A 25,190-nucleotide genomic window follows, 5' to 3' on the forward strand; every position below is an offset into this window, starting at 1 on the left:
TCAGTATTGACGGGCCTTGCCGATATTTTCTGCCAATAGGTCTGCGACGGACTGTATATCCGCGCAGGTGGAGACCTGTGCGCCGCCGACTCGCCACCAACTGAAATAACCGGGGATCATGGTTTTCGGCAGCACTTTGATATCGATCAGCGTCGAGATACTCTGCCGTCTGGCGTCTTCCAGCGCATGATGCAACTCCTCTACCGTGGTGACTCGATAGCTTTTACAGCCGTAGCCCTCGGCTATTTTGGCAAAATCTACCGGCACCAGGGCGCCGTCAAGCCGGGATGGAGATTTATCCCGGAAACGGAATTCGGTGAAAAAACTTTGCATACCGTGCCCCAACTGTAGGTTGTTAATGCAACCGTTGGCCATATTATCGAACAGCAACACGTTGATTTTTCTACCTTCCTGAATACTGGTGACCAGTTCGGAATGCGACATCATAAAGGCGCCATCGCCCACCAGCGCGTATACTTCCCGGCGCGGCTCAGCCATTTTAACGCCCAGCGCCGCGTTGACTTCGTATCCCATACAGGAGTAGCCATATTCAACGTGATAGCGCTGGGGGGAGGTTGTACGCCAGATACGCTGTAAATCCCCCGGCAGGCTGCCGGAAGCGGCGACAATCACCGCGTCTTGCGGGATGCTTTCATTGACGATGCCCAATACCCGGCTCTGGGTCAGCAGCGAACCGGTGATACGGTTGAATTCGGCAAAAACGGATTTATGGTCAAGGCCATCGTTGATTTCGGGCGCAAAATCGTCGCCGGTGTAATTAATGGCGTAAACGCGCTTCCGCTCCGCCTGCAATTGGTTGCGCACCTCGGTGACGCGATCCCCCCAGTCCGCGCGCCAATCTTCCGACAACATGTATTGATTGAGCGCAATCAGCGCCTGGCGTGCGTCTGCGGTGATCTGGCAAGCGTCGAGCTTGTAGGCGTCGAAACGATTGATATTGAGGTTCAGGAACGAAACCGCCGGATTCTGGAAAATCCATTTGGAAGCGGTCGTAAAGTCGGTATAACGGGTGCCGACGCCAATAATTAAATCGGCGTCTTGGGCCAGTTGGTTGGCGGCCAGGGTGCCGGTTTCGCCGATACCGCCGACATTCAGCGGATGGTCGGAAAGCAATGCGCCTTTCCCGGCCTGAGTTTCGGCGAAGGGAATGCGGTAACGTTCGGCAAAATCCCGCAGCGCCTGTGCGGCGTCCGAGAATTGAACGCCGCCGCCGCAAATCAGCAACGGTTTGCTTTTACGCAATAATAATTCCTTTGCCTGGTCCAGCATATCCGCGGTGGGGGAGCGGCGCTCGATGCGGTGCACCCTTTTTTGAAAGAAATAATCAGGATAATCATAAGCCTCACCCTGGACATCCTGCGGCAGGGACAGCGTGACCGCACCGGTTTCCGCCGGGTCTGTCAGCACACGCAGGGCGCTAATGCAGGCGCTCATCAATTGCTCGGGGCGGGAGATCCGATCCCAGTATTTGCTCACGGCGCGAAACGCGTCGTTGGTGCTGATGCTGAGATCATAGGACTGTTCGATTTGTTGCAGCACCGGATCGGGCTGCCGGGTGGCATAGACATCACCGGGCAGCAGCAGCAGAGGAATGCGGTTGGCGGTGGCGGTGGCCGCCGCCGTAATCATATTGGCGGCGCCGGGGCCGACGGAAGAGGTACAAGCATAGATTTGCCGGCGCAAAGACTGCTTGGCATAGCCGATGGCCGCATGGGCCATGCCTTGCTCGTTTCGGCCCTGATGGATATGCAGTTGCCCGCTATCCTGCTCCAAAGCCTGCCCGATCCCCAGAACATTGCCGTGGCCGAAGATGGCAAAAATTCCTTTGATGAATTTTGTTTCGACACCGTCAACCTCGACATATTGGTTATCTAAAAAACGGACCAATGCTTGTGCCGTGGTTAATCTGATTTTGTTCATATTTTCCTTCCATTTCCTCTAGCCTGCGGGGAAACACGGCGGTCAGGATAACCGCCCCATAAATCGATCTGAGAAAGACGTAGGGTTATGATTAATCGGGTGATGAAGTCATAGCGCCATTATAAGGATTCCCTTGTTCAAAAAAATAAAAAACAAAATATTAATTTCATTTGTGAGAGAAGGGTCAAATAATGAAAATTTCATTTTTCTGCCAGAGGAAGGTCTGCGTCCCGCGGTTTTGACGGTGTTTCTTTCACCATTATAGGGGATATTTATTGTTTATCATGAGGATGGGTTTAGCGATGGGAATGGCATGCGATTTGTTTTTTAACACTCAATGTGGATAAGATTTTCCATTTGTATATTTTGTGAAATTTTATGTCCTTGACTACGCGATGCCTGAGGGATTTTGCTCATTGGCATTCTGGCGCGCTTGGACGGGCAATGCTTGATTGATGGGGTGGAGCCGTCTTTTCCAGCGCCGAGAGAAAATATGGGTGATGCTTCTTGAAAGGGGTTCTGACCAAACGATCCTTTCCAGCACGCATGACCGGCATATTTGATAAAATGACGAAATATTTTCAATAATAGGTTGATTTGAATTTTTCAGTCGTAATAATCAATGTCAGCGCTTTTGCTGAAATCCACGGTGTGCTGTTTTCATGACAACTTCTTCCTCCCAACTCTCGTCATTGCAGGATGATATACGTAACCGCTACGATACGCTTAGCAAGCGATTGAAGCAGGTGGCGCGCTATATGCTGGATAATAGCACCAGTATCCCTTTCGATACGATTGCATCCATCGCTGAAAAGGCCAATGTTCCGCCCTCGACGCTGATTCGTTTCGCCAACGCGTTCGGGTTTGACGGTTTCAATGAAATGAAACAGGTATTTCGTCAACACATCATGGAAGATACGGTCAGCTATACCGAACGCGCCCGATTATTTCGCCAGGTTGCCGGTAAAGAGGCCGATGTACCGGAAACGCCGATGGAAATACTGAGCATGTTCAGCATGGTCAATAGTCTGGCGTTACAGCAACTACCGGGCCAGATCAAAGAAGAGGATTTGTCCCGGGCGGTGCAACTCCTGGCAAATGCCAACAACATTTATGTTATTGGGTTACGCCGCTCTTTCAGCCTCGCTTCCTATTTGACCTATGCCTTGCGGCATCTGGAGCGTCGCGCTTTTCTTATCGACGGGCTGGGCGGCATGTTTTCCGAACAACTGAGCATGGTGCAGCCCGATGATGTGGTGATCGCCATCAGCTATTCGCCGTACGCCCAGGAAGTCGTGGAACTGGTCTCCATGGGGGCTAAAAGCGGCGCCAAGCAAATTGCCATTACCGATAGTCTGGTCAGCCCGCTGGCCGCGTTCAGCGAAGTCTGCTTTGTGGTGCGTGAAGCGCAGGTAGACGGGTTTCGTTCCCAGATCTCTTCCATGTGTCTGTCCCAGACGCTGATGCTGTCCCTGGCGATGCAAAGCGCTTCCCTCCCGTCCAACGATAGGCAAAATGTCGACTGATTACGATGCCGGATGAATAAGCCCCCCGCCTTGTCATTCTCGCCAACGACTTGCGGGAATGACGGAGGGAAGGGGCGCTTGAGGCGGTTAAGACCGCCGGGGGTATTCCGCCGAGTTGATCCAGGCATGATCCTTTTCCCAGGTGAACTGCCATTTACGTACCGGGCCGGCCATAACATTAAGATAATAACTGTCGTAACCTGCGATAGTCGCTACCGGATGATAGCCGCGCGGAACTTTTACCACGTCGCGATCGTACACCGGCAAACATTCATCAAGCGAGCGGTCATCGGTGTAAACCCGTTGCAGGCAAAACCCTTGGACCGGGTCGAGACGATGATAATAGGTCTCTTCCAGATAGGTTTCATCGGCCGAGTTTTCCGTATCATGTTTATGGCTGGGATAAGAGCTGGTATCCCCCTCCGCGGTAAATACCTCGACCACCAGCAGGCTATCCGCCGGGTCGTTTTCCGGCAGGATATTATGAACCAGCCGCTTATTTCGGCCCTTGCCCCGTTGTTCTACCCCGACGTCTCCCGGTGCGATAAGCCGCGCCGGTAAATCGCCGTTGCCGGGCGCCCGGCAAACCGCGAGTTCCAAATCGGTTTGCGCAGTAATATGCACCTGGTCGTGATGGGGTACGTAAACCGAAAAAGGCGGTATACGTTCAAAAGGGCTCATGCGTTTACCGATATCGCTGAATTCGACGTGGCGGGTGGCGATGGTGGCTAGGCCCGCCACCAATACCAGGCAAAGCTCCTGGTCGCCGCTGTCGAGATCCAACGACTGCCCTTTTTTAAGCAGGTAGGCGTCAAAACCGACATAACGCCAGCCGGCATTGGCCGGAGTAATGTGCTGGATACGCCCGCTGACGTCTCCGGCATGATACTTTGATAGTAACGTGGTCACATAATCCTCCTGTGCAAATCAGCGTCCCACGCCCCGATCGCCGGGTTGCGCTCCGGCTAAGGGGAGAGAAAGGCGTGGCGAAATCCTTGTTACCCTATCTTTTTGGAATAAATATTTCAATTTTATTGTTATGAAATTTTAATTTAATGAGAGGGGACGCACAGTTAATCCCCCTTTCCGGCCACCCTATCGGCTGAGGAATCCCCAGAAATCAGGGTAAGGAATGTCTGTAAGCGCAGTGAGGGTTTCGTGCGCACTAACCTCAGTCGATTTCTGCCACCGTTGCAGCACGCGCCCGACACGGGGCGGCTCAATCGCCGCCGCCCCGTGGCCCCAGGCTTTTCGCGAAATCGCGTCGCTACGCGATGCCTTCGGCGTTCGTGACCGCTGGTCGGGCCGCCATTGACGCGCTCCCGGCGCGGCACTGGCTTTCGCGGCGTCCCAGCCGCTCACCCGGCGGTCACGCCCACCTCAGCGCGATTTTTTACGCGAAGGAAAACCTTTAAAAAACAGCATCCTGTTATCTAAGATGATTTATCAAACAATACTTAATTATTTTCTGGGGATCCCTCAGCCCTATCGGGGGCGCTAATTCATTAAAAAATATCGTGTTTTTAGCCCTCCCTGGAAAAGGGAGGGCCGGGGTGGGGTTAAACCACGCAGGTCTGTCGTCAAACTCAAGTCAATAATGCCGCTTAAATCGTACCGTCCCAGGAATCCACTTTTTCACGTTTACGTTCTTCCTCGTCAAACCAGCGGCTGGTAACGCATTTGGTTTCGGTATAAAAGCGCATGCCGTCTTTACCCAGGCAATGCAGATCGCCAAAAAATGAGTTTTTATGGCCAGAGAAGGGGAATACGCCGACCGGTACCGGAATGCCCACATTGATGCCGACCATGCCGCCGTGGGTCCGTTTCTGAAATTCCCGCGCATAATGACCGTTCTGCGTGAAGATCACCGAACCATTGGCGAGCGGGTTCTGGTTCATGATGCGTAATCCTTCCTCAAAGTCTTTCACCCGTTTGAAGCAGAGAACCGGTCCGAAAATTTCCTCGGTACCGATGCTCATGTCCTCGGTTACGCGATCAAACAGCGTCGGGCCGACGTAATAACCGTTCTCAAAACCCTCCACTTTATAGTTGCGACCGTCCAGCACGAGTTCGGCGCCTTGTTCGATGCCTTTGGTTATCCAATTTTCCACCGACTTTTTGTGTTCGGCGGAGATAACCGGTCCCATATCCGTCTCTTTGCGGTAACCCGGCCCAACCTTCAGCGCTTGTACTTTTTCCAACACGGCCGCAATCAGCCGATCGGCGATCTCTTCCTGGACCACGACCACCGGCAACGCCATACAGCGTTCTCCCGCACAGCCGAAGGCGGCATTGATAATGCCCGCCGCAGTACGGGCGATGGGGGCGTCGGCCAGCACCAATGCATGGTTTTTAGCTTCGCACAGCGCCTGGACGCGTTTACCGTGCGCCGCCGCTTTGGAGTAGACGTGCAGACCCACCGGGGTCGAACCGACGAAAGAGACGCCGTTGACGTCGGGATGGGTCAGGAATAGGTCGGCCTCGTGACGCGAGCAGGTCACAATATTAATGACGCCGTCGGGCGCGCCGGCTTGCTGGTAAAGTTTGGCGATTTCCATACAGGTTATCGGCGTCATGCTGGCGGCCTTAATCACGATGGTATTGCCGGATGCGATACAGAGCGGCGCCATCCAGCCCATCGGGATCATGGCGGGAAAATTGAACGGCACGATACCGGCAAATACCCCGATGGGTACACGATAAAGGGTGGTATCAATGCCGGCCGACGCGTCCATCAGACTTTCGCCGGCTAATAATGTCGGGATGGAACAGGCCAGTTCGGTTCCCTCCTTAGCCTTAAGCACGTCGCCCTGGGCATCGCCCCAGGCTTTGCCGTTTTCCCTGGCGACCAGTTCCGTCAGCCGCTCCTCATGTTTGATCAGCAGTTCGCGCACCTGGAACATGATCTGCGCACGTTTGATCGCCGGCGTGTTCGACCAGGCCGGGAACGCTTTACGGGCGGCGGTGATGGCGTTTTTCACTTCATCCTCGGTGCAGCAGGGAGCCTTGGCGATAATTTCGCCGGTACTGGGGTTATGCACGTCCATAAAGCGGGTGGTTTTGGAGTCGAGCCAGCGACCGTCAACCAAATACTGTAATGTTTGCACTGTAGACATATCTATTTACTCCATCATTTAGTCAAGCTCTCTTTCGTTTGTCAGGCATCGTCGTGCTTAACGGCTTATGCCTTGGCTGCCATGCGGTCCTGCTGCGTAATTTTTTGTCCGCTCGGGGATGCATTCGTGCCGGATGTTCAGATCTTTGGCGCGCCCGCGACACGGCGCCGCGTTCGGGTAAATACATGGCGCGTTACTGCCGACATTATAGGCGCGTTATGTCCTGTAAGAGTCTATTTTGGAATAAAAATTCCATTTGTGGGATATTGATCAAAAAATGAAACTAATATTTCCTATCGCGCTTCAGCGCAGGGAAAAAGCCTGTCTCTTTATAAAATAACCATTTTAAACAATGAATTATGTTTGTTTAGTCAATTTAATTATATTAAACACTGCCATTTTTATTATTGTATATAACTATAAAAATCATTTAATTATAATTAAATGGTCATATAAATGTTATCGCCGGCACACATTTTAGAAGTGTTTTATTTTAATTCGATTGAAAATGAAATTTTTATTCCTCATAATATTCTCAGGCTTTTATTCATGGGGATTGCATATTATGGGTACAGCGCAGCAGCAAAAGACGCTTGATGTCATTTGCATCGGGCGCATCGCGCTCGATTTGTACGGACAACAAATCGGTTCCCGATTGGAAGATATGACCACCTTTGCCAAATATTTGGGCGGATCGTCGGGAAATGTCGCTTATGGCACGGCGGTTCAGGGGCTGAAGTCCGGCATGCTGGCGCGGGTGGGCGACGAGCATATGGGCCGTTTTCTGCGCGAGGAATTGCAGCGCGCCGGCGTGGATACCCGTTACCTCATTACTGATAAAGAGCGGTTGACGGCGCTGGTGATTTTAGGCGTAAAAGATCAGGAGACGTTTCCGTTAATTTTCTACCGTGATAACTGCGCGGATATGGCGCTGAGTACTGAGGATATCGACGAGGACTACATCGCTTCCAGTCGGGCGGTGGCGATAACCGGTACCCACCTTTCCCATTCCAATACCCGCGCCGCTGTGCTCAAAGCGCTGGAATTCGCGCAGCGCCACGGTCTGCGCCGGGCGCTGGATATCGATTACCGGCCGGTACTTTGGGGGCTAACCACCCTGGGGGACGGCGAAACCCGTTTTATCCCTTCCGAGCGTGTTACCCGTGAATTACAGCAAGTGCTGCACCATTTCGATCTGATTGTCGGGACTGAAGAAGAATTCCATATTGCCGGCGGCAGCACCGATACGCTGGCGGCGCTGCGTAATGTCCGTCAGGTGAGTCAGGCGACCCTGGTTTGCAAGCGGGGAGCGCAGGGATGCTCGGTATTCGAAGGGGAGATACCGACCGGTTGGGACCAGGTGGCGCTCTATAGCGGCGTCAGAGTGGACGTTCTGAATGTGCTGGGGGCGGGCGACGCCTTTATGTCCGGCCTATTGCGCGGTTATCTCGACGATGAAGGGTGGGAACAAGCCTGCCGTTACGCCAATGCCTGCGGCGCGCTGGTGGTGTCGCGACACGGTTGCGCGCCGGCGATGCCGACCCGTCTTGAACTGGACGACTATCTGTCGCGGGAGCAATCGGTGCCGCGGCCGGATAAAGATGAACGGTTGAATCATCTGCATCGAGTTACCACCCGCAAGCAACAGTGGCCTGAACTCTGCGTGTTTGCATTTGATCACCGCAAGCAATTGGCGGATATGGCCCACGCCGCCGGGCGGGACGAGAGCGATATCCCCCCGTTGAAATTGCTGTTGCTGCAAGGGGCGCGGGCCGCCGCCGGCGAGGCGGGATTGAAAAATAATGCCGGCATCCTGGCGGACACGACATACGGTCAGGCGGCCCTTAACGATATCACCGGCCAGGGATGGTGGATTGGGCGCCCGATAGAGTTGCCTGGCTCGCGGCCACTGCGTCTGGAGCATGGCGACATCGGTTCCCAACTGGTGGGGTGGCCGCTGGAACATGTGGTGAAATGCCTGGTGTTTTATCACCCTAAGGATAGCGTGGCGACGCGACTGGAACAGGAAGCGTCAATCACCGAGGTCTATCATGCCTGTTGCCAGTCCGGCCACGAACTGTTGCTGGAAGTGATCCTGCCGCATGACAACTCGGACCGGGACGAAAGGCACTATGGCGAGATCCTGTCGCGCTTTTATTCGCTGGGCATCCAGCCGGACTGGTGGAAACTGCCGCCGCTGTCATCTACTGGCTGGCGGGGTATCAGTCAGATCATCGAACGGTATGACAGCCAGTGCCGGGGGGTGGTGATTTTGGGGCTGGATGCGCCGGAAGCATCCTTGAAAGCGGGTTTTGCGGCGGCGGCGGATGCGCCCTGGGTGAAAGGATTCGCGGTGGGGAGGACGATATTCGGCGAACCGGCCGCTAAGTGGTTTAGGGGTGAACTGGACGATCGCCAGGTGGTGGAAGCAGTGAAACAGAATTTCCTCAGGCTGATCGGATACTGGCGGACTTATCGTCCCGCCCCCCTCTGAACACGGCCGCAACGGCATACCTTGGCGCGGGGGAAATCCTTGTCCCGCGCAATCATCCGCGATATCGATTTCTCTCTCCAATGCGTGATTTATCCGCGGTATGGCGGCGTCGGCATGAAAACGACGGCGTGACCGCGCTTGATGAATTAATGTTTTCTTATTTTTTATAATGAAAAAATAATTTCTTTTGTAGTGATTGCCATTCGAAATATGATTGTGGCTGATTAACGTCAATAACAGCAGTGGTTCGGTATCAATGACCGCGATATCCGCCCGGCAGGGCGACACAGCCTGAGTATAGGCTGGTATAGCTATTTCACGGTTGCCGATATGTCCTAAACCGGCGGAAAACGGGGCTTTGCCTGAATCGATGGAACGCTTGCCGGGGCGCCATGTGAAAAATGCCTCTCTGGTTGGCAATAGTTTGATCTCTCCCTCAAAATAAAATTATTTTTCCATAAATTAATTATATGAAATTTTAATGCGTATATACTCATTAGTACTTTAATAGGGGACGGTGCTTCAGCCGCGCTCCGGGGTTTTCGGCCGTTGGACGTTGCGCCGAATGATTCATTCTGGCAGTCGACATGTCTATCGTTAAAGGTGAAATTCCCAATGAAAACAATGAGTAGAGATTATATCAATTTGTTGATTGTCTGGAGGATATAGAGCGATGAAATCGCGGGGGCAAAATAATCACACCCTTCTATGTGATTAATTTTTATTGTGAGGATCATTATGTTGAAAATTGCATTATTGGGGGCAGGACGTATCGCCAAGATCCATGCTAATAATATCCATGCGCATCCTGATTCAATACTGTACTCCGTTTCAGATATTAGCGCGGATGCCGCCCGGTCTTTGGCGGATCAATATCAGGCCAGGGTGCTTTCTGTCCAGGAAGCGATAAATCATCCCGAAGTGGATATTGTATTAGTTGCGACATCGACGGAAACCCATGCCGAGTTCTCTTTGCTGGCGGCTAAAGCCGGAAAAGCCATCTTCTGTGAAAAACCTATTGATTTGAATATTGATCGTGTGAAAGCCTGTGTGGCTGAAATCAACGACCTCGGCGTGCCTTTCATGATCGGTTTCAACCGTCGTTTCGATCCGAATCATGCACATTTGCAACGCGCCTTGCGTGCGGGAGAAATCGGTGAGTTGGAACATCTGCAAATCAGCTCCCGGGACCCGTCCCCGGTCCCTGATGATTACCTTGTGGCGTCCGGCGGTATGTTTAGGGATATGACCATTCATGATTTCGATATGGCGCGATTCCAGCTTGGCGAAGAGCCGGTTTCCGTCTCGGCAATCGCATCCGCGCTTATCAGTCCTGCGGTAAAAGCGGCAGGCGATATTGATACGGCGGTTGTCACACTGCAAACGGCCTCAGGAAAGATTGCGGTGATCAATAATAGCCGACGGTCTGGTTACGGATATGACCAGCGAATCGAAGCCCATGGTCAGAAGGGATCCTTGCGCGTTGACAACGTTCCCATTACGACGCTGGTTAAGCTTACCGAAGAGGGCGGCGTACAGGCGCAGAAACCCCTGTACTTTTTCCTGGAGCGTTATCACGATGCCTTCAGGGAAGAATGGGATGCATTTATTACCGCAGTCAAGACGAAAACACCGATTCCCTCTACCGCCAGTGACGGTTTGAAAGCATTAATGCTTGCCGAGGCGGCGATCGAGTCGCTGAGAACCCAGAAAGTCATTAATGTCTCATTAGACGGGGTTTAGCATGGACTGGGCCGCCACAGGGCTATCGCTGTTTTATACCCTCGGCTGTTTCTGATACCGCTACTGATTACCGACGGAATAATCTCTTCTATCCTCCTCAACCTCATCGTTCCGGTGAGGTTTCTATTTCGAATCAAACATTTCCCGGACGGGGTGTTAACCCGGAAATAATCATTATCCGAAAATTAAATTTGAATTAACTCATCGTAATGGAGTCGAACGTAGACTCAATGACAGCACCCTACTCAGATAAAGAGGTTAGCCTAATTCAGACAGGGACAGCGCAAGTTATGACAATCTCACCTTAATAATAGCGTGTTATGAATAATCCCCCGTTAAAGACTGCTTGCTAATAATTAGAGACACACACTATATGCTTACTCCCCCGGAAAAGTTTTTACCCTATGCCCATCCGAGAAACTGGTTATTGTGGTTTGGCCTGGGGGTGCTGTTTCTCCTGGTTCAGTTGCCTTATCCCATGCTGGTCAAGCTTGGCGGCTGGTTAGGCCGCCGCTCGATGCGTTTTTTAGCAAGACGGGTGGCGATAGCCAGACGCAACCTGGAACTGAGCTTTCCCGACGCCGATGCGCGGCAGATCGACGCCAAAGTCGCCGACAACTTCTCCTCCCTCGGCATCGGCCTGATGGAGACGGGTATGGCGTGGTTTTGGCCCGACAGACGAATAAAAAAGTGGATTGAGGTGACCGGGCTGGAGCATTTGCAGGCGGCGGAGGAGAAACGGCGCGGGGTTATCGTTATCGGCGTGCATTTTATGACGCTGGAACTGCATTTCCGCATGTTGGGGTACTGCAAGCCGATGACCGTGATGTATCGGCCGCATAACAGCGACGTTATGGAGCTGGTGCAAAAATGGGGGCGCTCAAGGTCGGGCAATAAGCTGGTCAGCCGCAAAAAGCTGATCGGTATGGTGCATACCTTAAAACGCGGCGGCGTCGTCTGGTTCGCTCCCGATCAGGACTACGGCCCCAAAGGCAGCGTATTCGCGCCGTTCTTTGGCGTAGAGCGCACGGCCACTTCCAACGGCACCTTTATCATCGCCAGACTGGCCCGGCCGGAACTGGTTACCGCGGTGGTGATCCGTAAACCCGGCGCCCAGGGATATCGATTAAGCATTTCCCCCGCGCTGCAAGATTATCCCTACGACGACGGCCTGGCGGCCGCGCGCTATATCAATCGGGTTATCGAAGACGAAATCGTCAAGGCCCCCGAGCAGTATCTTTGGCTGCATCGGCGTTTTAAAACGCGCCCGGCCGGCGAAGCGTCCCTGTATGATTAGCAGCGCGCGGTGCCGGCCGCGGAACGATATTTAACGGTTCGCCGTTTTATCGACTACACTTATCTTTCTTTCTCTGCCTTTCTCCATCAAATCATCGCCGCTGCCGTCAGCCGATGACGATTTCCCGTATTGAAAGCCCGTCATTACGCCTTCAGGGACGGGCTCTACATGCCGACATGCCTGCGTCAATAAGGTCTGCCAGCTTCTGGATGTTACCTTCAATAGCGCCTGCGCGGATTTTCACGTTCAGGCTACAAGGCGATTATGAAAATATTCCCACGCGCGTTTATTTTTTCGCGTAAAGCCTCGCCGCCCTGGAATGATATTCTGCCGGTAAGAGGCGAGCTGTTCGGTATGGAGCGCCTGGAACAGCATGGGCGTACGCTTGCCGCCGCTCAGTTGGTGACCCTTTCGCCGCCCGTCGTGATGTTTTTACACCATCGCTTGAACGATAACGCCAAAGTGCTGTTGGCCGCCTATCGCGCCAGCGCCGCGGAGCTGGAAAGCGGCGGCAGTGTGGTGCCGGCCGCGGAATGGCTATTGGATAACTATCATCTGGTTGCGGCGCAGATCCGCGAAATCCGCGAAGATCTGCCTCCGCGCTATTACCAGCAGTTGCCGAAATTATCGCAGGGACCTTTTGTCGGCTATCCGCGGGTATTTGGTCTGGTATGGGCGTTTATCGCCCACACCGACAGCCATGTCGATCCTGAAGCGTTGCGCCGTTTTATCATGGCCTATCAAGGCGTACAGCCGCTGACGATAGGGGAACTGTGGGCCGTCGCCATTACCCTGCGTATCGTGCTGATAGAAAATCTGCGGCGGCTGGCCGATCAGATGACCGCGGGACGTCTGGCGCGCGCCGAGGCGGAGCTGGCCGCGAACCGTCTGTTGCAGGCGGAGGACGGACAGGCCGCTCTGGCGAAGGAGATCGCCCGCCACCACGATGGGCCGTTATCCGAAACCTTTGCCGCCCAGTTGGTGAAGCGGCTGCGCGATCAGGATCCGCGCACCACTCCGGCGTTGGGCTGGCTGGAACACCGGCTTAATCAGCAGGGGAGTTCGGCGGAGAAGGTGGTGCAAAACGCGCAGCAGCGTCTGGGCGTGTCCAACGTCACGGTGCGCAATATTATTACCAGCATGCGGCTGATCTCCGATATCGACTGGGCGACGTTTTTTGAAAGCGTCAGCCTGGTGGATGCGCGTCTGCGGGCAGGCAGCGCCTTTGCGCAGATGGATTTCACCACCCGCAATCGCTATCGCAGCGCCATCGAACAGCTGGCGCGGCAAGCTCCCTGCAGCGAACTGGATATTGCCGAAAAGGCCCTGTCGCTGGCTCAGGGCGAGTCTGATTCGCCGTCTGCGGGCGAGCTTGACGATCGTAAGCGCGAGCCGGGGTATTACCTGATTGCCGAAGGCCGGCCGCGGCTGGAAGCGGAGATTGGCTTTCGCCCCAAAACGCTGCTGCGTTTTAACCGCCTGACGCTACGGGCGGGGCTGGCGGGCTATGTGGGCGCCATCGGTTTTTTTACCGCGTTGTTGCTCGCCGCGGCGCTATCCGTGTTGTCATCCTCCGCCGTTTCCGGCGTCTGGCTGCTGTTTATCGCGTTTATCTGCCTGATTCCGTTCTCCGAGGTGGCGACGGCCTGGGTTAACCGGCTGGCGGCCAGCCTGTTCGGCGCCGCGCCGCTGCCGGGACTGGAACTGCTGCAAGGGGTGCCGACCCATTGCCGGACGATGGTGGTCATACCCACCCTGTTATCCAGCGAGCAGGATATTCTGCAACAGGTGGAACAGCTGGAAGTCCATTACCTCTCCGGCGGCCAGGGCGATATCACCTTTGCCCTGCTGGCGGATGGCGTTGATGCCGATAGCGAAATCCTCGCCGGCGATGGGCAACTATTGACGCGGGCATCTCTGGCGATACGGCAGATCAATCAGCGTTATGGCCCGGGAGAGGCCGGCGATCGCTTTTTACTGTTGCACCGCAGAAGGCTGTTCAACGCCGGTGAAAACGTCTGGATGGGCTGGGAGCGTAAACGGGGAAAACTGCATGAGCTTAACCGGCTGTTGCGCGGCGCCTCCGATACCAGCTTTATCCCGGTAGACGGCGTCGCCGTGCGCGTTCCGACCGGTGTGCGCTATGTGATTACGCTGGATGCCGATACCCGTTTACCCCGCGACGCGGCCCTGAAACTGATCGGCAAAATGGCGCATCCGCTTAACCAGCCGCGATGGGATGCCGGCGGAGAGCGCATCGTCGCCGGCTACGCTATTCTGCAACCCCGCATTACCCCCTCTTTACCGGCGGGCCGCGAAGGTTCGCGCTATCAGCGTATTTTCTCCGCGCCGGGCGGCATCAACCCTTATGAGGCCTCGGTGTCCGACGTTTATCAGGATCTGTTTGGCGAAGGTTCCTACACCGGAAAAGGGATCTACGATGTGGATGCTTTCGAACGGGCGCTACAGGATCGCATACCGGAAAACAGCCTGCTGAGCCACGACCTGTTTGAAGGCGTTTATGCGCGGGCGGGGCTGGCCTCGGATGTCGAACTGGTGGAGGCGTTTCCTTCGCGCTACGACGTTATCGTAAAGCGGCAACACCGCTGGACGCGCGGCGACTGGCAACTGCTGCCGTGGATCCTGGGGCTGGCGCGCTCCGGGGCGGGCAAGGCGGCGCGCTTATCGGCGCTGGGACGCTGGAAAATGATCGACAATCTGCGCCGTTCGCTGCTCGCGCCCAGCCTGTTGCTGCTGCTGTTTGTCTGCGGCGCGCTGCCTTTGGCGCTGGCATGGAAAGGCCTGGCTATGGTACTGCTGGTGCTGGCGTTTCCCGCCTGCCTGCCCGCGTTATGGGATGTGATTTCCCGCTGCTGGCGCGCGCTGACAAGAGAACAGCCGCTTAAGCAAAGCCACCCTTTCCGCCATCTGTTCAGCGATCTGAAACTGGCGTTTATGCAGGTCTTCCTTTCGCTGGCGTTTCTTGCCGATCATAGCTGGCGTTCGCTGGATGCCTTGGCCCGCACCATGGTGCGCTTGACCCTAACCCGGCGGCATTTGCTGGAGTGGACCACCGCCGCGCAGTCAGGACGCCGCCCGCGGCTGACGTTGAAGGGTTTTTATCGGCAAATGGTTGGCGGGCTGCTGTTGAGCGCGGCGGTGGTGGGCTGTTCGCTGGCGGCGGCGCCCGGCAATTGGCCGCTGTGGCTGCCGCTGGCGCTGTTGTGGCTGGCGTCTCCGGCGCTGGCGCTGTGGGTCAGCCGGGAACGCGGCATAACGCGTCAGGAAAATATCGCCGCCGCCGACAAGCGCGCGTTGCGCTTGACCGCCCGGCGCACCTGGCGCTTTTTTGAAACCTTTGTCACCGAAAATGAGCACCATCTACCGCCGGATAATTTTCAGGAACAGCCTAAGCCGGTTATCGCTCACCGCACTTCGCCGACCAATATCGGCCTGTATTTGCTCTCCACGGTGGCGGCGCGGGATTTCGGCTGGATCGGCATCGTCGATGTGCTCGAACGTCTGGAAGCGACATTAACCACCTTGGAGCGGTTACAGCGTTTCAGAGGCCATTTTCTTAACTGGTACGACACGCGGGATTTACACACGCTGCAGCCGGCCTATGTCTCCTCGGTGGATAGCGGAAACCTGGCGGGCAACCTGATAGTGCTGGCGAATGCCTGCGAGCTATGGCTGGAAGAGGACGGGGAACAGGATATTCGCGAGCCGTTGGCCGACCATATGCAACTGATTCGCGAGTCGCTGTTTCTGCACCGGGAAACGCAGGGGGAACCGGCGTTGCTCCAGCGGTTGGGTAAGATCGACGCGTTGCTGAACAGCGATCTGCCGCCTGAACGCCTGTTGACGGAATCGGCGCTGCAGGCGGATCAACTGCTGCGGCTGGCGGAGGGGCTGTTGCCGCGCGCCGAGGACGGCGCCGTCGCCGAGCCGCTTTTCTGGATTAACGCCGCCCGGCGGATGCTGGCGGCGCATAAAAACCAACAGGGCGTTTCGGCCGCGCTGAACGAGCGTTTGCAGGCGCTGGCTTCCCGCTCGCGCAAGATGGCGCTGGATATGGATTTCGCCTTTCTTATCGATCCCGAGCGTAAGCTGCTGTCGATCGGCTATTTAATGGCGGAAAATCAGCTGGACGTCAGCTGTTACGACCTGCTGGCCTCCGAGGCCAGACTGGCCAGCCTGTTCGCCATCGCCAAAGGCGATGTCGGCACCCGGCACTGGTTCCGTCTGGGGCGGGCGGCGGTGCTGACCGGCCGGGGCGCGGCGCTGATGTCCTGGTCCGGTTCGATGTTCGAATACCTGATGCCGTCGCTGGTGATGCAGGCGCCGGTGGGCAGTTTGCTGGAGCAGACGACGAGTCTTATCGTCGCCCATCAGCAGGCCTACGGCCGTAGCGCATCGGTGCCCTGGGGCATTTCCGAGTCGGCGTATAATGCTCGTGATATAGATTTCACCTATCAGTATTCCAATTTTGGCGTCCCAGGCTTGGGGTTAAAGCGCGGTCTGGCGGATAACCTGGTGGTGGCGCCCTATGCCACCGGGCTGGCGACCATGGTCGATCCGCTTGCCGCATGCCGCAACTACGAGCGGCTGGCGGAGATGGGGGCGTCCGGGCGTTACGGCTTCTATGAAGCGCTCGATTTTACCCCTTCACGCTTGCCGGAGAATAAAAAGGTGGCCATTGTTTACAGCTTTATGGCCCACCATCAGGGAATGACGCTGGTGGCCATCGCCAACGCCCTGCATGACGGCCACATGCGCCGCCGTTTCCATCGCGAGCCGATGATTCAGTCCTGCGAACTGCTGTTGCAGGAGAGTCTGCCGGCGCATGTGGCCATCGCCGAGCCTCAGCCTGACGATGTGAAAGCCAGCGGGAGCGAAAGCCGTAACGAGACCGCCGCGCTGCGACGTTTTTCCGCCGCGCCCGCGGGAGCGCCGGTCACGCATTTACTCTCCAACGGACGCTATGCCGTGATGCTGACCACCAGCGGATCCGGTTACAGCCGCTGGGGCGAGCTGGCGGTAACGCGCTGGCAGGAAGACACCACCCGCGACAGTTCGGGCAGCTTTATTCTGCTGCGCGATATGCGCAGCGGCCGCATCTGGTCCGCCGGCGAACAGGGGCAGCTCAGCGAATCGGCGGGAAATCTTCCCGTGCCGTCCGGCCTTATCAGTAGCAAAATCGGCGTTGCGGCGCATCGCTACGACGTTATTTTCGGGGAGGATCATGCCTCCTTTATCCGCCATGAACGCACGCTGACCACCACGCTGGACGTCCTGGTGTCGGGAGAAAGCGATGGCGAAGTGCGGCGGATAACCCTGACCAATAGCGGACGGCGGCGGCGTGATATCGAGTTGACCTCCTACGCGGAGGTGGTGCTGGCGACCCCCGCCGCCGATAGCGCGCACACCGCGTTTTCCCGCATGTTCGTGCAGACGGAATATCTGGAGGAAATCTCCACCCTGGTTGCCACCCGCCGACCGAGATCGCCGGATGAGCGGCCGGTGTGGGCGGCGCATTTTGTGGTGCTGGAAGGGGTTATCGGCAGCAAAATGCAGTATGAGTCGGATCGCTCCCGTTTTATCGGCCGGGGCAAGTCGGTGATGACGGCGGATGCCATTTTAGGCCATCAGGGGTTGTCCAACACCACTGGCACCGTGCTTGATCCTATCTTTTCGCTGCGCCAGCAGGTGCGTATTCCCGCCGGTAAAACCGTTCGCCTGGCGTTCTGGACGGTGGTGGCCTCTTCCCGCGATGAGCTGATTGATGTGATTGATAAACATCACGATCGCAGCGCCTACGAGCGTGATAAAACCTTTGCCTGGACCCAGGCTCAGGTTCAGTTGCGCCATCTTGGCGTGAAGTCCGAAGAAGCGGCGGATTTTCAGCGTCTGGCCGCGCCGATACTTTATGCCGACCCGCGTTTCCGGGCGCCGCCTGAATCGATAGTCAACGGCGCGGGAATGCAGTCCGGGCTGTGGCCGCTGTCCATATCGGGCGATCTGCCCATCGTGCTGTTGCGCATTGACGATATTGACGATATGGCGCAGGTTCATCAACTGCTGCGGGCGCATGAATATTGGCGCCTGAAGCTGCTGAATGTGGACCTGGTGATAGTTAACGAACGCTCCTCTTCCTATATCCAGGACCTGCAGATCGCCATTGAAACGGCGATCCGCAGCAGCCAGTCGCGGCCCAGGCTGGAGGGGGCGTCAACCCGCGGCGAGGTGTTTGCGCTGCGCGCCGATATGATGACCACCGAAGCCAGAGCCCTGCTGTTATCGGTCGCCCGGGTCTCCCTGACGGCGCGCCGGGGGCCGATCTCCCATCAGTTGGCGCTGATTCCCCATTCTCCTCTCCGCGCCCGCCCGCCGCGCACGCCGCAACCGAGCGTGCCGGACAGCGCGCCGCAGCCTGAGATGCTGGAGTTTTTCAACGGCATCGGCGGGTTCGCCCGGCAGGGACGCGAGTATGTCATGCGTCTCGACGCCGGACACGCCACCCCCGCGCCCTGGATCAATGTCATCGCTAACCCGGCATTCGGCTTTCAGGTCTCGGCGCAGGGCAGCGGTTATACCTGGGCGGAGAACAGCCGTGAAAATCAGCTGACGCCCTGGGGCAATGACGCGGTGGTCGATCCCGGCGGCGAGGCGTTGTACGTACGGGACGACGTCAGCGGCGTGCTGTGGACGCCGACGGCATGGCCGATCAACGACGGCGGTTGCTATATTGCCCGCCACGGCTTCGGCTATAGCCGTTTTACTCATCACGCCAACGGCATTGAGCTGGAGTTATTACAGTTCGTCCCGCTGGCCGATCCGCTAAAAATATCCCGCCTGCGCCTGCATAATACCTCGCCGCAAACGCGGCAACTGACCATCACCGGCTATGCCGAGTGGGTATTGGGAACCTCGCGCAGCGGCAGCGCTCCTTACCTTTTAAGCCGGGTGGATGCGCAAACCGGGGCGATGCTGGTCGGCAATCCCTGGTCCGGCGCTTTTCCCGGACGGGTCGGCTTCGCCGATTTAGGCGGCTGGCAGTCGTCGTACACCGCCGACAGAACCGAGTTTCTGGGGCGCAACGGACATATGCGCGCGCCGGCCGCGCTGCTTGAGGGCGTGCGGCTGTCGGGGAATACCGCGGCGGGATACGATCCCTGCAGCGCACTGCAGACCCACGTCGCCATCGCCCCCGGCGAGCAGTTGGAGATCGTCTGGTTTATCGGTCAGGAGGCGTCCGCGGCGCAGGCCGGCAAGCTGATCGAGAAATATCGCGAGATCGATCTGGATCAGGTGCTGGCCGAGGTCGAGGCGCACTGGACGGAGGTAACCGGCGCGGTACAGGTTAAAACGCCGGACCGGGCGATGGATATTATGCTCAACGGCTGGCTGCTCTATCAGACCCTGTCATGCCGTATTCAGGCGCGCTGCGGCTTTTATCAGGCCAGCGGGGCCTATGGCTTCCGCGATCAGTTGCAGGACGGCATGGCGCTGACCTTTTCCCGTCCGTATGAGACGCGCAGCCATCTGCTGCGCGCCGCCGGCCGGCAGTTCGCCGAGGGGGACGTGCAGCACTGGTGGCTGCCCCATTCCGGCGCCGGGGTCAGAACCCATATCTCCGACGATCGGGTCTGGCTGGCTTTCGCCACCGCGACCTACGTGCAAACCAGTCAGGATTACGCGGTGCTTGCCGAACCGATCGCCTTTCTGGAAGGGCCGCCCGTGGCGCCGGGGGAACACGACGCGTTCTTCCAGCCGATGCAGTCTGCGGAATCCGCCTCGCTGTTCGAGCACTGCGCCCGCGGCCTGGATCAGTGCCTGCTGCTGACCGGCGCCAACGGTCTGCCGCTTATCGGCGGGGGGGACTGGAACGACGGCATGAACCGCGTCGGGGAAGGCGGCAAAGGGGAGAGCGTATGGCTCGGCTGGCTGCTGATCCGCACCATCGCCATCTTCGCTCCGCTGGCGGATACGCGTGACGCGCCGCGGGCCGAGCGCTGGCGCCGGCACGCCGAGTCGGTGCGGCAGGCCATTGAACAGACGGCCTGGGACGGCGCCTGGTATCGCCGCGCCACCTTTGACGACGGCAGCTGGCTGGGCAGCCATACTAACGATGAGTGCGCCATAGATGCGATCGCTCAGTCGTGGGCGGTGCTTTCCGGCGCCGCCGATCCGCAGCGGGCGGCGACGGCGATGGCCTCGCTGGATGAGCACCTGATTCGCCGGCATGACGGTCTGGCGCTGCTGTTCACGCCGCCGTTTGATCGCACCGCGCGTGATCCCGGCTATATCAAAGGCTATCCGCCCGGACTGCGCGAAAACGGCGGGCAATACACCCATGCGGCGATGTGGTCGGTGCTGGCTTTCGCCCGGCTGGGGCAAGGCAATAAGGCCGGCGAGCTGTTTGCCCTGCTGAATCCCATTAATCATGGCTCAACTCCGGAACAGGCGGCCATCTACCGGGTCGAGCCTTACGTCATCGCCGCCGACGTCTATTCGGTGATGCCGCATGCCGGGCGCGGCGGCTGGACCTGGTACACAGGTTCGGCGGGGTGGATGCACCGCGCGGGCATCGAGGGCATTCTGGGGATCGGCCGGGAAGGCAATCAACTGCTGCTTAGCCCTTGTATACCAGATTACTGGCCTGGTTTTGAGGCGGAAATCACCCTCGGGGCGTGCCGTTATCTGATTAGCGTGGTGAATGATAATCACCGCTGCCGGGGAATTTCACAGGCAACGCTGGATGATAGGGTCATCCCGGCCGATAATGAAAAGGTGCGGGTTGAATTGGTCGCGGGGGAGCATCGCATCAGACTGGTGCTATGACGGCGCGGTGAAGGTTGTATCCCGCAAATGCTGACTACCCGTCGCGCCTGACGCTGAAAACGTCTTTGTCCCGGCAACGGAACAAAGGCGGCGGCGATCAGAACTTCACGTTTACCGACAGGATCGCGTAAAGTGAAAGAGAGGGATCTTAGCCCCTGTTTTTTGCCCGCATCGCTGATGTCGTCTTGTTAGCGGACATTAATACGTATTCGCATTGAGGAAAACATGGATAATTTTCAAAAAGATATTGATGAGAGAACCAATCTCACCTCCGCTAACAAGTTTGAACTGTTATTGTTCCGCTTAGGAAGCGCATCCCCTGAACTGCCGTCGGAGCTGTTCGGTATCAATGTGTTCAAGCTGCGCGAGATCGTTCCCATGCCCGCGCTGACCAAAGCGGCGGGGATGAAGTCGCCCATGCTGGGCATGGTGAATATTCGCGGACAGGTTATTCCGGTTATCGATCTTCCCGCCGTCGCCGGCTGCGTGCCGGAGACGGGGCTCAATATTCTGCTGGTGACGGAATATGCGCGCAGCACCCAAGCTTTCGCGGTGGAGTCGGTTGACGATATCGTCCGGCTTGACTGGACTCAGGTGCTTACCGCCGAAGCCGGCGTCAGCAGCAGCTACATCACCAGTATCGCCCGGCTGGACAGCGATAAAGAGAGTAACCGTCTGGCCCAGGTGCTGGACGTGGAACAGATTCTGCACGACATCATCCCGGTCGACCGTAATATCCATATAGACGATGAGCAAACCAGGGCGTTCAATTTCAAACCGGGAGCGGTTGCCATTGTGGCCGAGGATTCCAAGGTCGCCCGTTCGCTGCTGCAACAGGGGCTGGATATGATGGCGATCCCCGCCGCGATGCACGTTACCGGACTGGAAGCCTGGAAGAAAATCAAGGCGATGGCGCAACAGGCGCAGGCGGAAGGCCGGCCGATTTCCGACAAGATCGCCTTTGTGCTGACGGATTTGGAAATGCCGGAGATGGATGGCTTTACGCTGACGCGCAATATCAAGCACGATGATTTCCTCAGAAATATCCCGGTGATTATTCACTCGTCTCTGTCCGGCAGCGCCAACGAAGATCATGTGCGCAAGGTCGGGGCGGATGCCTACGTGGCGAAATTCGAAATCAACGAACTGGCGACGGTTATTCACGGCGTGCTTGACGGCGCCAAACCGGCTCAGGCCCAACGCGGCTAATCGCCGGTAATTTAATGGCGGCAGCGCAGCAAAAAAGCCCGCTCAGGGAAAACGAGCGGGCTTTTTTAATTTTTTCCGCCATCGCCGGGCGGTAGGGGGTAATATTTTCAGTGCAGGCTTTTTCTTATTTAAAATGTTTTTTGCAATGACGCTTTTATAGTTATTTTTCAGAAAATATTAGTTTTATTTATTATATGCAGATGCGTTTTTATCTCCGTTTTTCATCGTATATTGTCTTAACAAGCGAGAGGAAAAAATATTTCTATTTAATAGGGGATAGCGATGAAATATAAATATTTTCGGCCGATATTGGCCGCAATGGTATTAATCAACATCGGTTTTAGCGCCGTCGCCGCCGATCTTACCGTGGCATACCAAACCATCCCCGATCCCTCTCAGGTGGCTCAGGCGGACGGCGCGTATGAAAAAGCCACCGGGCTGAAAATCGACTGGCGCAAATTCGACGCCGGCGCGGAAGTGATTGCCGCGGTGGCCTCCGGCGGGGTGCAGATCGCCTATCTGGGATCCAGTCCTTATGCCGCCGCGGTCAGTCAGAAGGTGCCGGTTGAAACGCTGCTGATCGCCTCCAAACTGGGTGCCAGCGAAGCGCTGGTGGCGCGCAATGGCGCCGGTATCGCCACGCCTGCGGATTTGGTGGGTAAAAAAGTGGCGACGCCCTTTGTTTCCACCAGCCATTACAGCCTGCTGGCGGCGCTCAAGCACTGGAATATCGACGCGAAAAAAGTGCAGATCCTCAATCTTAACCCGCCGGCGATTAGCGCCGCCTGGCAACGCGGCGATATCGACGCCGCCTATACCTGGGACCCGGCGCTCGGCGTGGCGAAAGCGAGCGGCAAGGTGCTGATCTCCTCAGGCGATCTGGCGAAGCTTGGCGCGCCGACGTTTGATGTCTGGCTGGTGCGCAAAGACTTCGCCGAGAAGCATCCCGAAGCGGCGAAAGCGTTCGCCAAAGTCACCCAGGATGCCTACGCCCGCTACCGCCAGGATCCGCAGGCCTGGCTGGCGGATAAAGGCAATATCGATAAACTGGTGAAAATCACCGGCGCCAATGCGGAAGATATCCCCGGCTTGTTGCAGGGAAATACCTATCCGCTGGCGGAGGAGCAGCGGGAATCCCTGGGCGCGCCGACGGTGAAGGCTATCGGCGATACGGCGGCGTTTCTCAAGGAGCAGGGGCGCATCGATGCCGTTTTGCCTGACTACACGCCTTATGTTACCGCCAAATATGTCCCGGAATGATGTTTTGACGGCGACCCCGCGCCTGCCGCCGCACGCGGGATGATTTGCCAGCGGATACACTGATGACATTACTGAAACTTGAACAGGTTAGCGCGCAATACAGCGCTACCGAACGGCCGGTGCTGGCAGATATTTCGTTGACGCTGTCCGCCGGCCAGCTGATGGTGGCGCTGGGGCCGTCGGGCAGTGGAAAAACCACGCTGCTTAATTTGATCGCCGGGTTTATTCAGCCGGTCGCCGGGGCCATCTCGCTTGATGGCGCGGCCATCAGCGGGCCGGGGCCGGAGCGCGGGGTGGTTTTCCAGCATGACGTTCTGCTGCCCTGGCAGGACGTTCTGGGCAATGTGGCTTTCGGGCTGCAACTGGCCGGCGTGCCCAGGGCTGAACGTGAACAGAAAGCCCGCAGGCTGCTGGCGCAGGTCGGGCTGACCGGGTATGACCGCCGGGCGGTGTGGCAGCTTTCCGGCGGACAGCGGCAGCGGGTGGGGATTGCCCGGGCGCTGGCGGCCGACCCGCGCATTTTACTGCTGGACGAGCCTTTTGGTGCGCTGGATGCCTTTACGCGCGAGCAGATGCAGGAGTTGTTGCTCACCGTGTGGCAAAAAGCGGCCAAGCCGGTTTTTTTGATTACCCACGATATTGAAGAGGCGATCTTCCTCGCCACCGATCTGATCGTCATGTCGCCCCATCCCGGACGCATCGTCGAGCACCTGAAGCTGGAGTTTGGCACCCGTTACGCCGGCGGCGAGAGCGCCAGGGCGATAAAATCCGATCCGCTGTTTATTGAATCGCGGGAGTATGTGCTCTCCCGCGTGTTTGCCGACCGTGAACAGTTTGCAAACCACGAGGAGGGGAAATCATGAGCGCCCTTGATAACGCGGCGACGCGGCAAAACAACGCTGGAAAACCGCCCCTACCCGGCGCTAAAAAACCGCTGCCGCTGATGGTTATCAGCGCTTTCAGCGTGACGGCGCTGCTGCTGGCGTGGTGGCTGGTCACCCGCCTTAATCTGATTGAGCCGTTGTTTCTTCCTTCTCCCGGCGCGGTTTTGCGACGGCTGTGGCAACTGGCGACGGTGGGATATATGGACTCCACCCTGTGGCACCATTTATACGCCAGCCTGCAACGTATCGGACTGGCGTTGCTGGCGGCGCTGCTGACGGCCATCCCGCTGGGGGTCGCCATCGGCCGCAGCCGGATTGCCCGCGGGATATTTGATCCGCTTATCGAGTTTTACCGGCCCATCCCGCCGCTGGCCTATTTGCCGCTGATTGTGATCTGGTTCGGCATCGGCGAGTTTTCCAAAGTGCTGTTGATCTACCTGGCTATTCTGGCGCCGGTGGTTATCGCCACCGCCGGCGGCGTGCGCAGCGCGGATCCCGCCAGAGTCAGCGCCGCCCAGACGCTGGGCGCGACGCCGTGGCAGCTGATTCGCTATGTGATTTTTCCCGGCGCGCTGCCGGATATTCTGATCGGGATCCGCATCGGGCTGGGCGTCGGCTGGTCAACCCTGGTGGCGGCGGAGCTGGTGGCCGCCACGCAGGGACTGGGGTTTATGGTGCAGGCGGCCTCACAGTTTCTGGTCACCGATGTGGTGATCCTGGGGATTTTCGTTATTGCCATCGTTGCGGTGGTGATGGAGATCGGGCTGCGTTATCTGCAACGCAAACTGGCTCCCTGGCACGGTCAGACAGCCTGACGCCGTAGTCGGCGAGGGCGATTTTCAGCGCGTTATCCACAATAAGGTTGCTTATATTTTC

Annotated in this window: 12 protein-coding genes; 9 read left to right on the forward strand and 3 right to left on the reverse strand. The window is 57.1% G+C overall.

Features of this window, described 5'->3' with window-relative positions; all coding sequences use genetic code 11:
• On the reverse strand, window positions 1-1,941 hold the full coding sequence (iolD, locus tag EH206_RS07375) for a 3D-(3,5/4)-trihydroxycyclohexane-1,2-dione acylhydrolase (decyclizing) (protein ID WP_009112158.1): 1,941 nt from the start codon (window positions 1,939-1,941) through the stop codon (window positions 1-3).
• A 662-nt stretch (window positions 1,942-2,603) separates the two neighbouring features.
• On the opposite strand from iolD, the gene EH206_RS07380 reads away from it, so the two are divergent.
• Window positions 2,604-3,467, forward strand: a complete 864-nt coding sequence (locus tag EH206_RS07380; RefSeq protein WP_009112159.1) for a MurR/RpiR family transcriptional regulator — start codon at window positions 2,604-2,606, stop codon at window positions 3,465-3,467.
• Window positions 3,468-3,554: 87 nt separating this feature from the next.
• Here the strand turns inward: EH206_RS07380 and iolB are convergent, their stop codons facing one another.
• Both iolB and EH206_RS07390 read right to left on the reverse strand, forming a co-directional pair.
• Window positions 3,555-4,376 (reverse strand): 5-deoxy-glucuronate isomerase, encoded by an 822-nt coding sequence (gene iolB / locus EH206_RS07385; protein ID WP_009112160.1) that lies wholly within the window; start codon window positions 4,374-4,376, stop codon window positions 3,555-3,557.
• Window positions 4,377-5,071: 695 nt separating this feature from the next.
• The gene (locus tag EH206_RS07390; protein WP_009112161.1) at window positions 5,072-6,583 is read right to left on the reverse strand and encodes a CoA-acylating methylmalonate-semialdehyde dehydrogenase; all 1,512 of its coding nucleotides are present in this window, start codon (window positions 6,581-6,583) and stop codon (window positions 5,072-5,074) included.
• A 565-nt stretch (window positions 6,584-7,148) separates the two neighbouring features.
• Here EH206_RS07390 and EH206_RS07395 point away from each other — a divergent pair.
• The 8 genes from EH206_RS07395 (at window position 7,149) to tauC (ending at window position 25,129) form a co-directional block, all read left to right on the forward strand.
• A complete protein-coding gene (locus tag EH206_RS07395; protein WP_009112162.1) occupies window positions 7,149-9,077 on the forward strand; it encodes a bifunctional 5-dehydro-2-deoxygluconokinase/5-dehydro-2-deoxyphosphogluconate aldolase in 1,929 nt (642 codons plus the stop codon).
• Window positions 9,078-9,815: 738 nt separating this feature from the next.
• The gene (gene iolG / locus EH206_RS07400) at window positions 9,816-10,820 is read left to right on the forward strand and encodes an inositol 2-dehydrogenase (protein WP_009112163.1); all 1,005 of its coding nucleotides are present in this window, start codon (window positions 9,816-9,818) and stop codon (window positions 10,818-10,820) included.
• 373 nt (window positions 10,821-11,193) lie between these two features.
• A complete protein-coding gene (lpxL, locus tag EH206_RS07405; protein ID WP_009112164.1) occupies window positions 11,194-12,117 on the forward strand; it encodes an LpxL/LpxP family Kdo(2)-lipid IV(A) lauroyl/palmitoleoyl acyltransferase in 924 nt (307 codons plus the stop codon).
• 264 nt (window positions 12,118-12,381) lie between these two features.
• Complete coding sequence (locus EH206_RS07410) at window positions 12,382-20,961, forward strand: glycoside hydrolase family 94 protein (RefSeq protein ID WP_009112165.1); 8,580 nt, start codon at window positions 12,382-12,384, stop codon at window positions 20,959-20,961.
• A 225-nt stretch (window positions 20,962-21,186) separates the two neighbouring features.
• Window positions 21,187-22,170: a chemotaxis protein gene (locus tag EH206_RS07415; RefSeq protein ID WP_009112166.1), complete on the forward strand. Its 984-nt coding sequence runs from the start codon at window positions 21,187-21,189 to the stop codon at window positions 22,168-22,170.
• Window positions 22,171-22,452: 282 nt separating this feature from the next.
• Window positions 22,453-23,430 (forward strand): taurine ABC transporter substrate-binding protein, encoded by a 978-nt coding sequence (gene tauA / locus EH206_RS07420; protein ID WP_009112167.1) that lies wholly within the window; start codon window positions 22,453-22,455, stop codon window positions 23,428-23,430.
• 62 nt (window positions 23,431-23,492) lie between these two features.
• A complete protein-coding gene (gene tauB / locus EH206_RS07425) occupies window positions 23,493-24,293 on the forward strand; it encodes a taurine ABC transporter ATP-binding subunit (RefSeq protein ID WP_009112168.1) in 801 nt (266 codons plus the stop codon).
• A complete protein-coding gene (gene tauC, locus EH206_RS07430) occupies window positions 24,290-25,129 on the forward strand; it encodes a taurine ABC transporter permease TauC (protein ID WP_009112169.1) in 840 nt (279 codons plus the stop codon). The genes tauB and tauC overlap by 4 nt, the downstream gene beginning before the upstream one ends.
• Window positions 25,130-25,190 lie beyond the last annotated feature (61 nt).

Source organism: Brenneria nigrifluens DSM 30175 = ATCC 13028, assembly GCF_005484965.1.
Taxonomy (GTDB): domain Bacteria; phylum Pseudomonadota; class Gammaproteobacteria; order Enterobacterales; family Enterobacteriaceae; genus Brenneria; species Brenneria nigrifluens.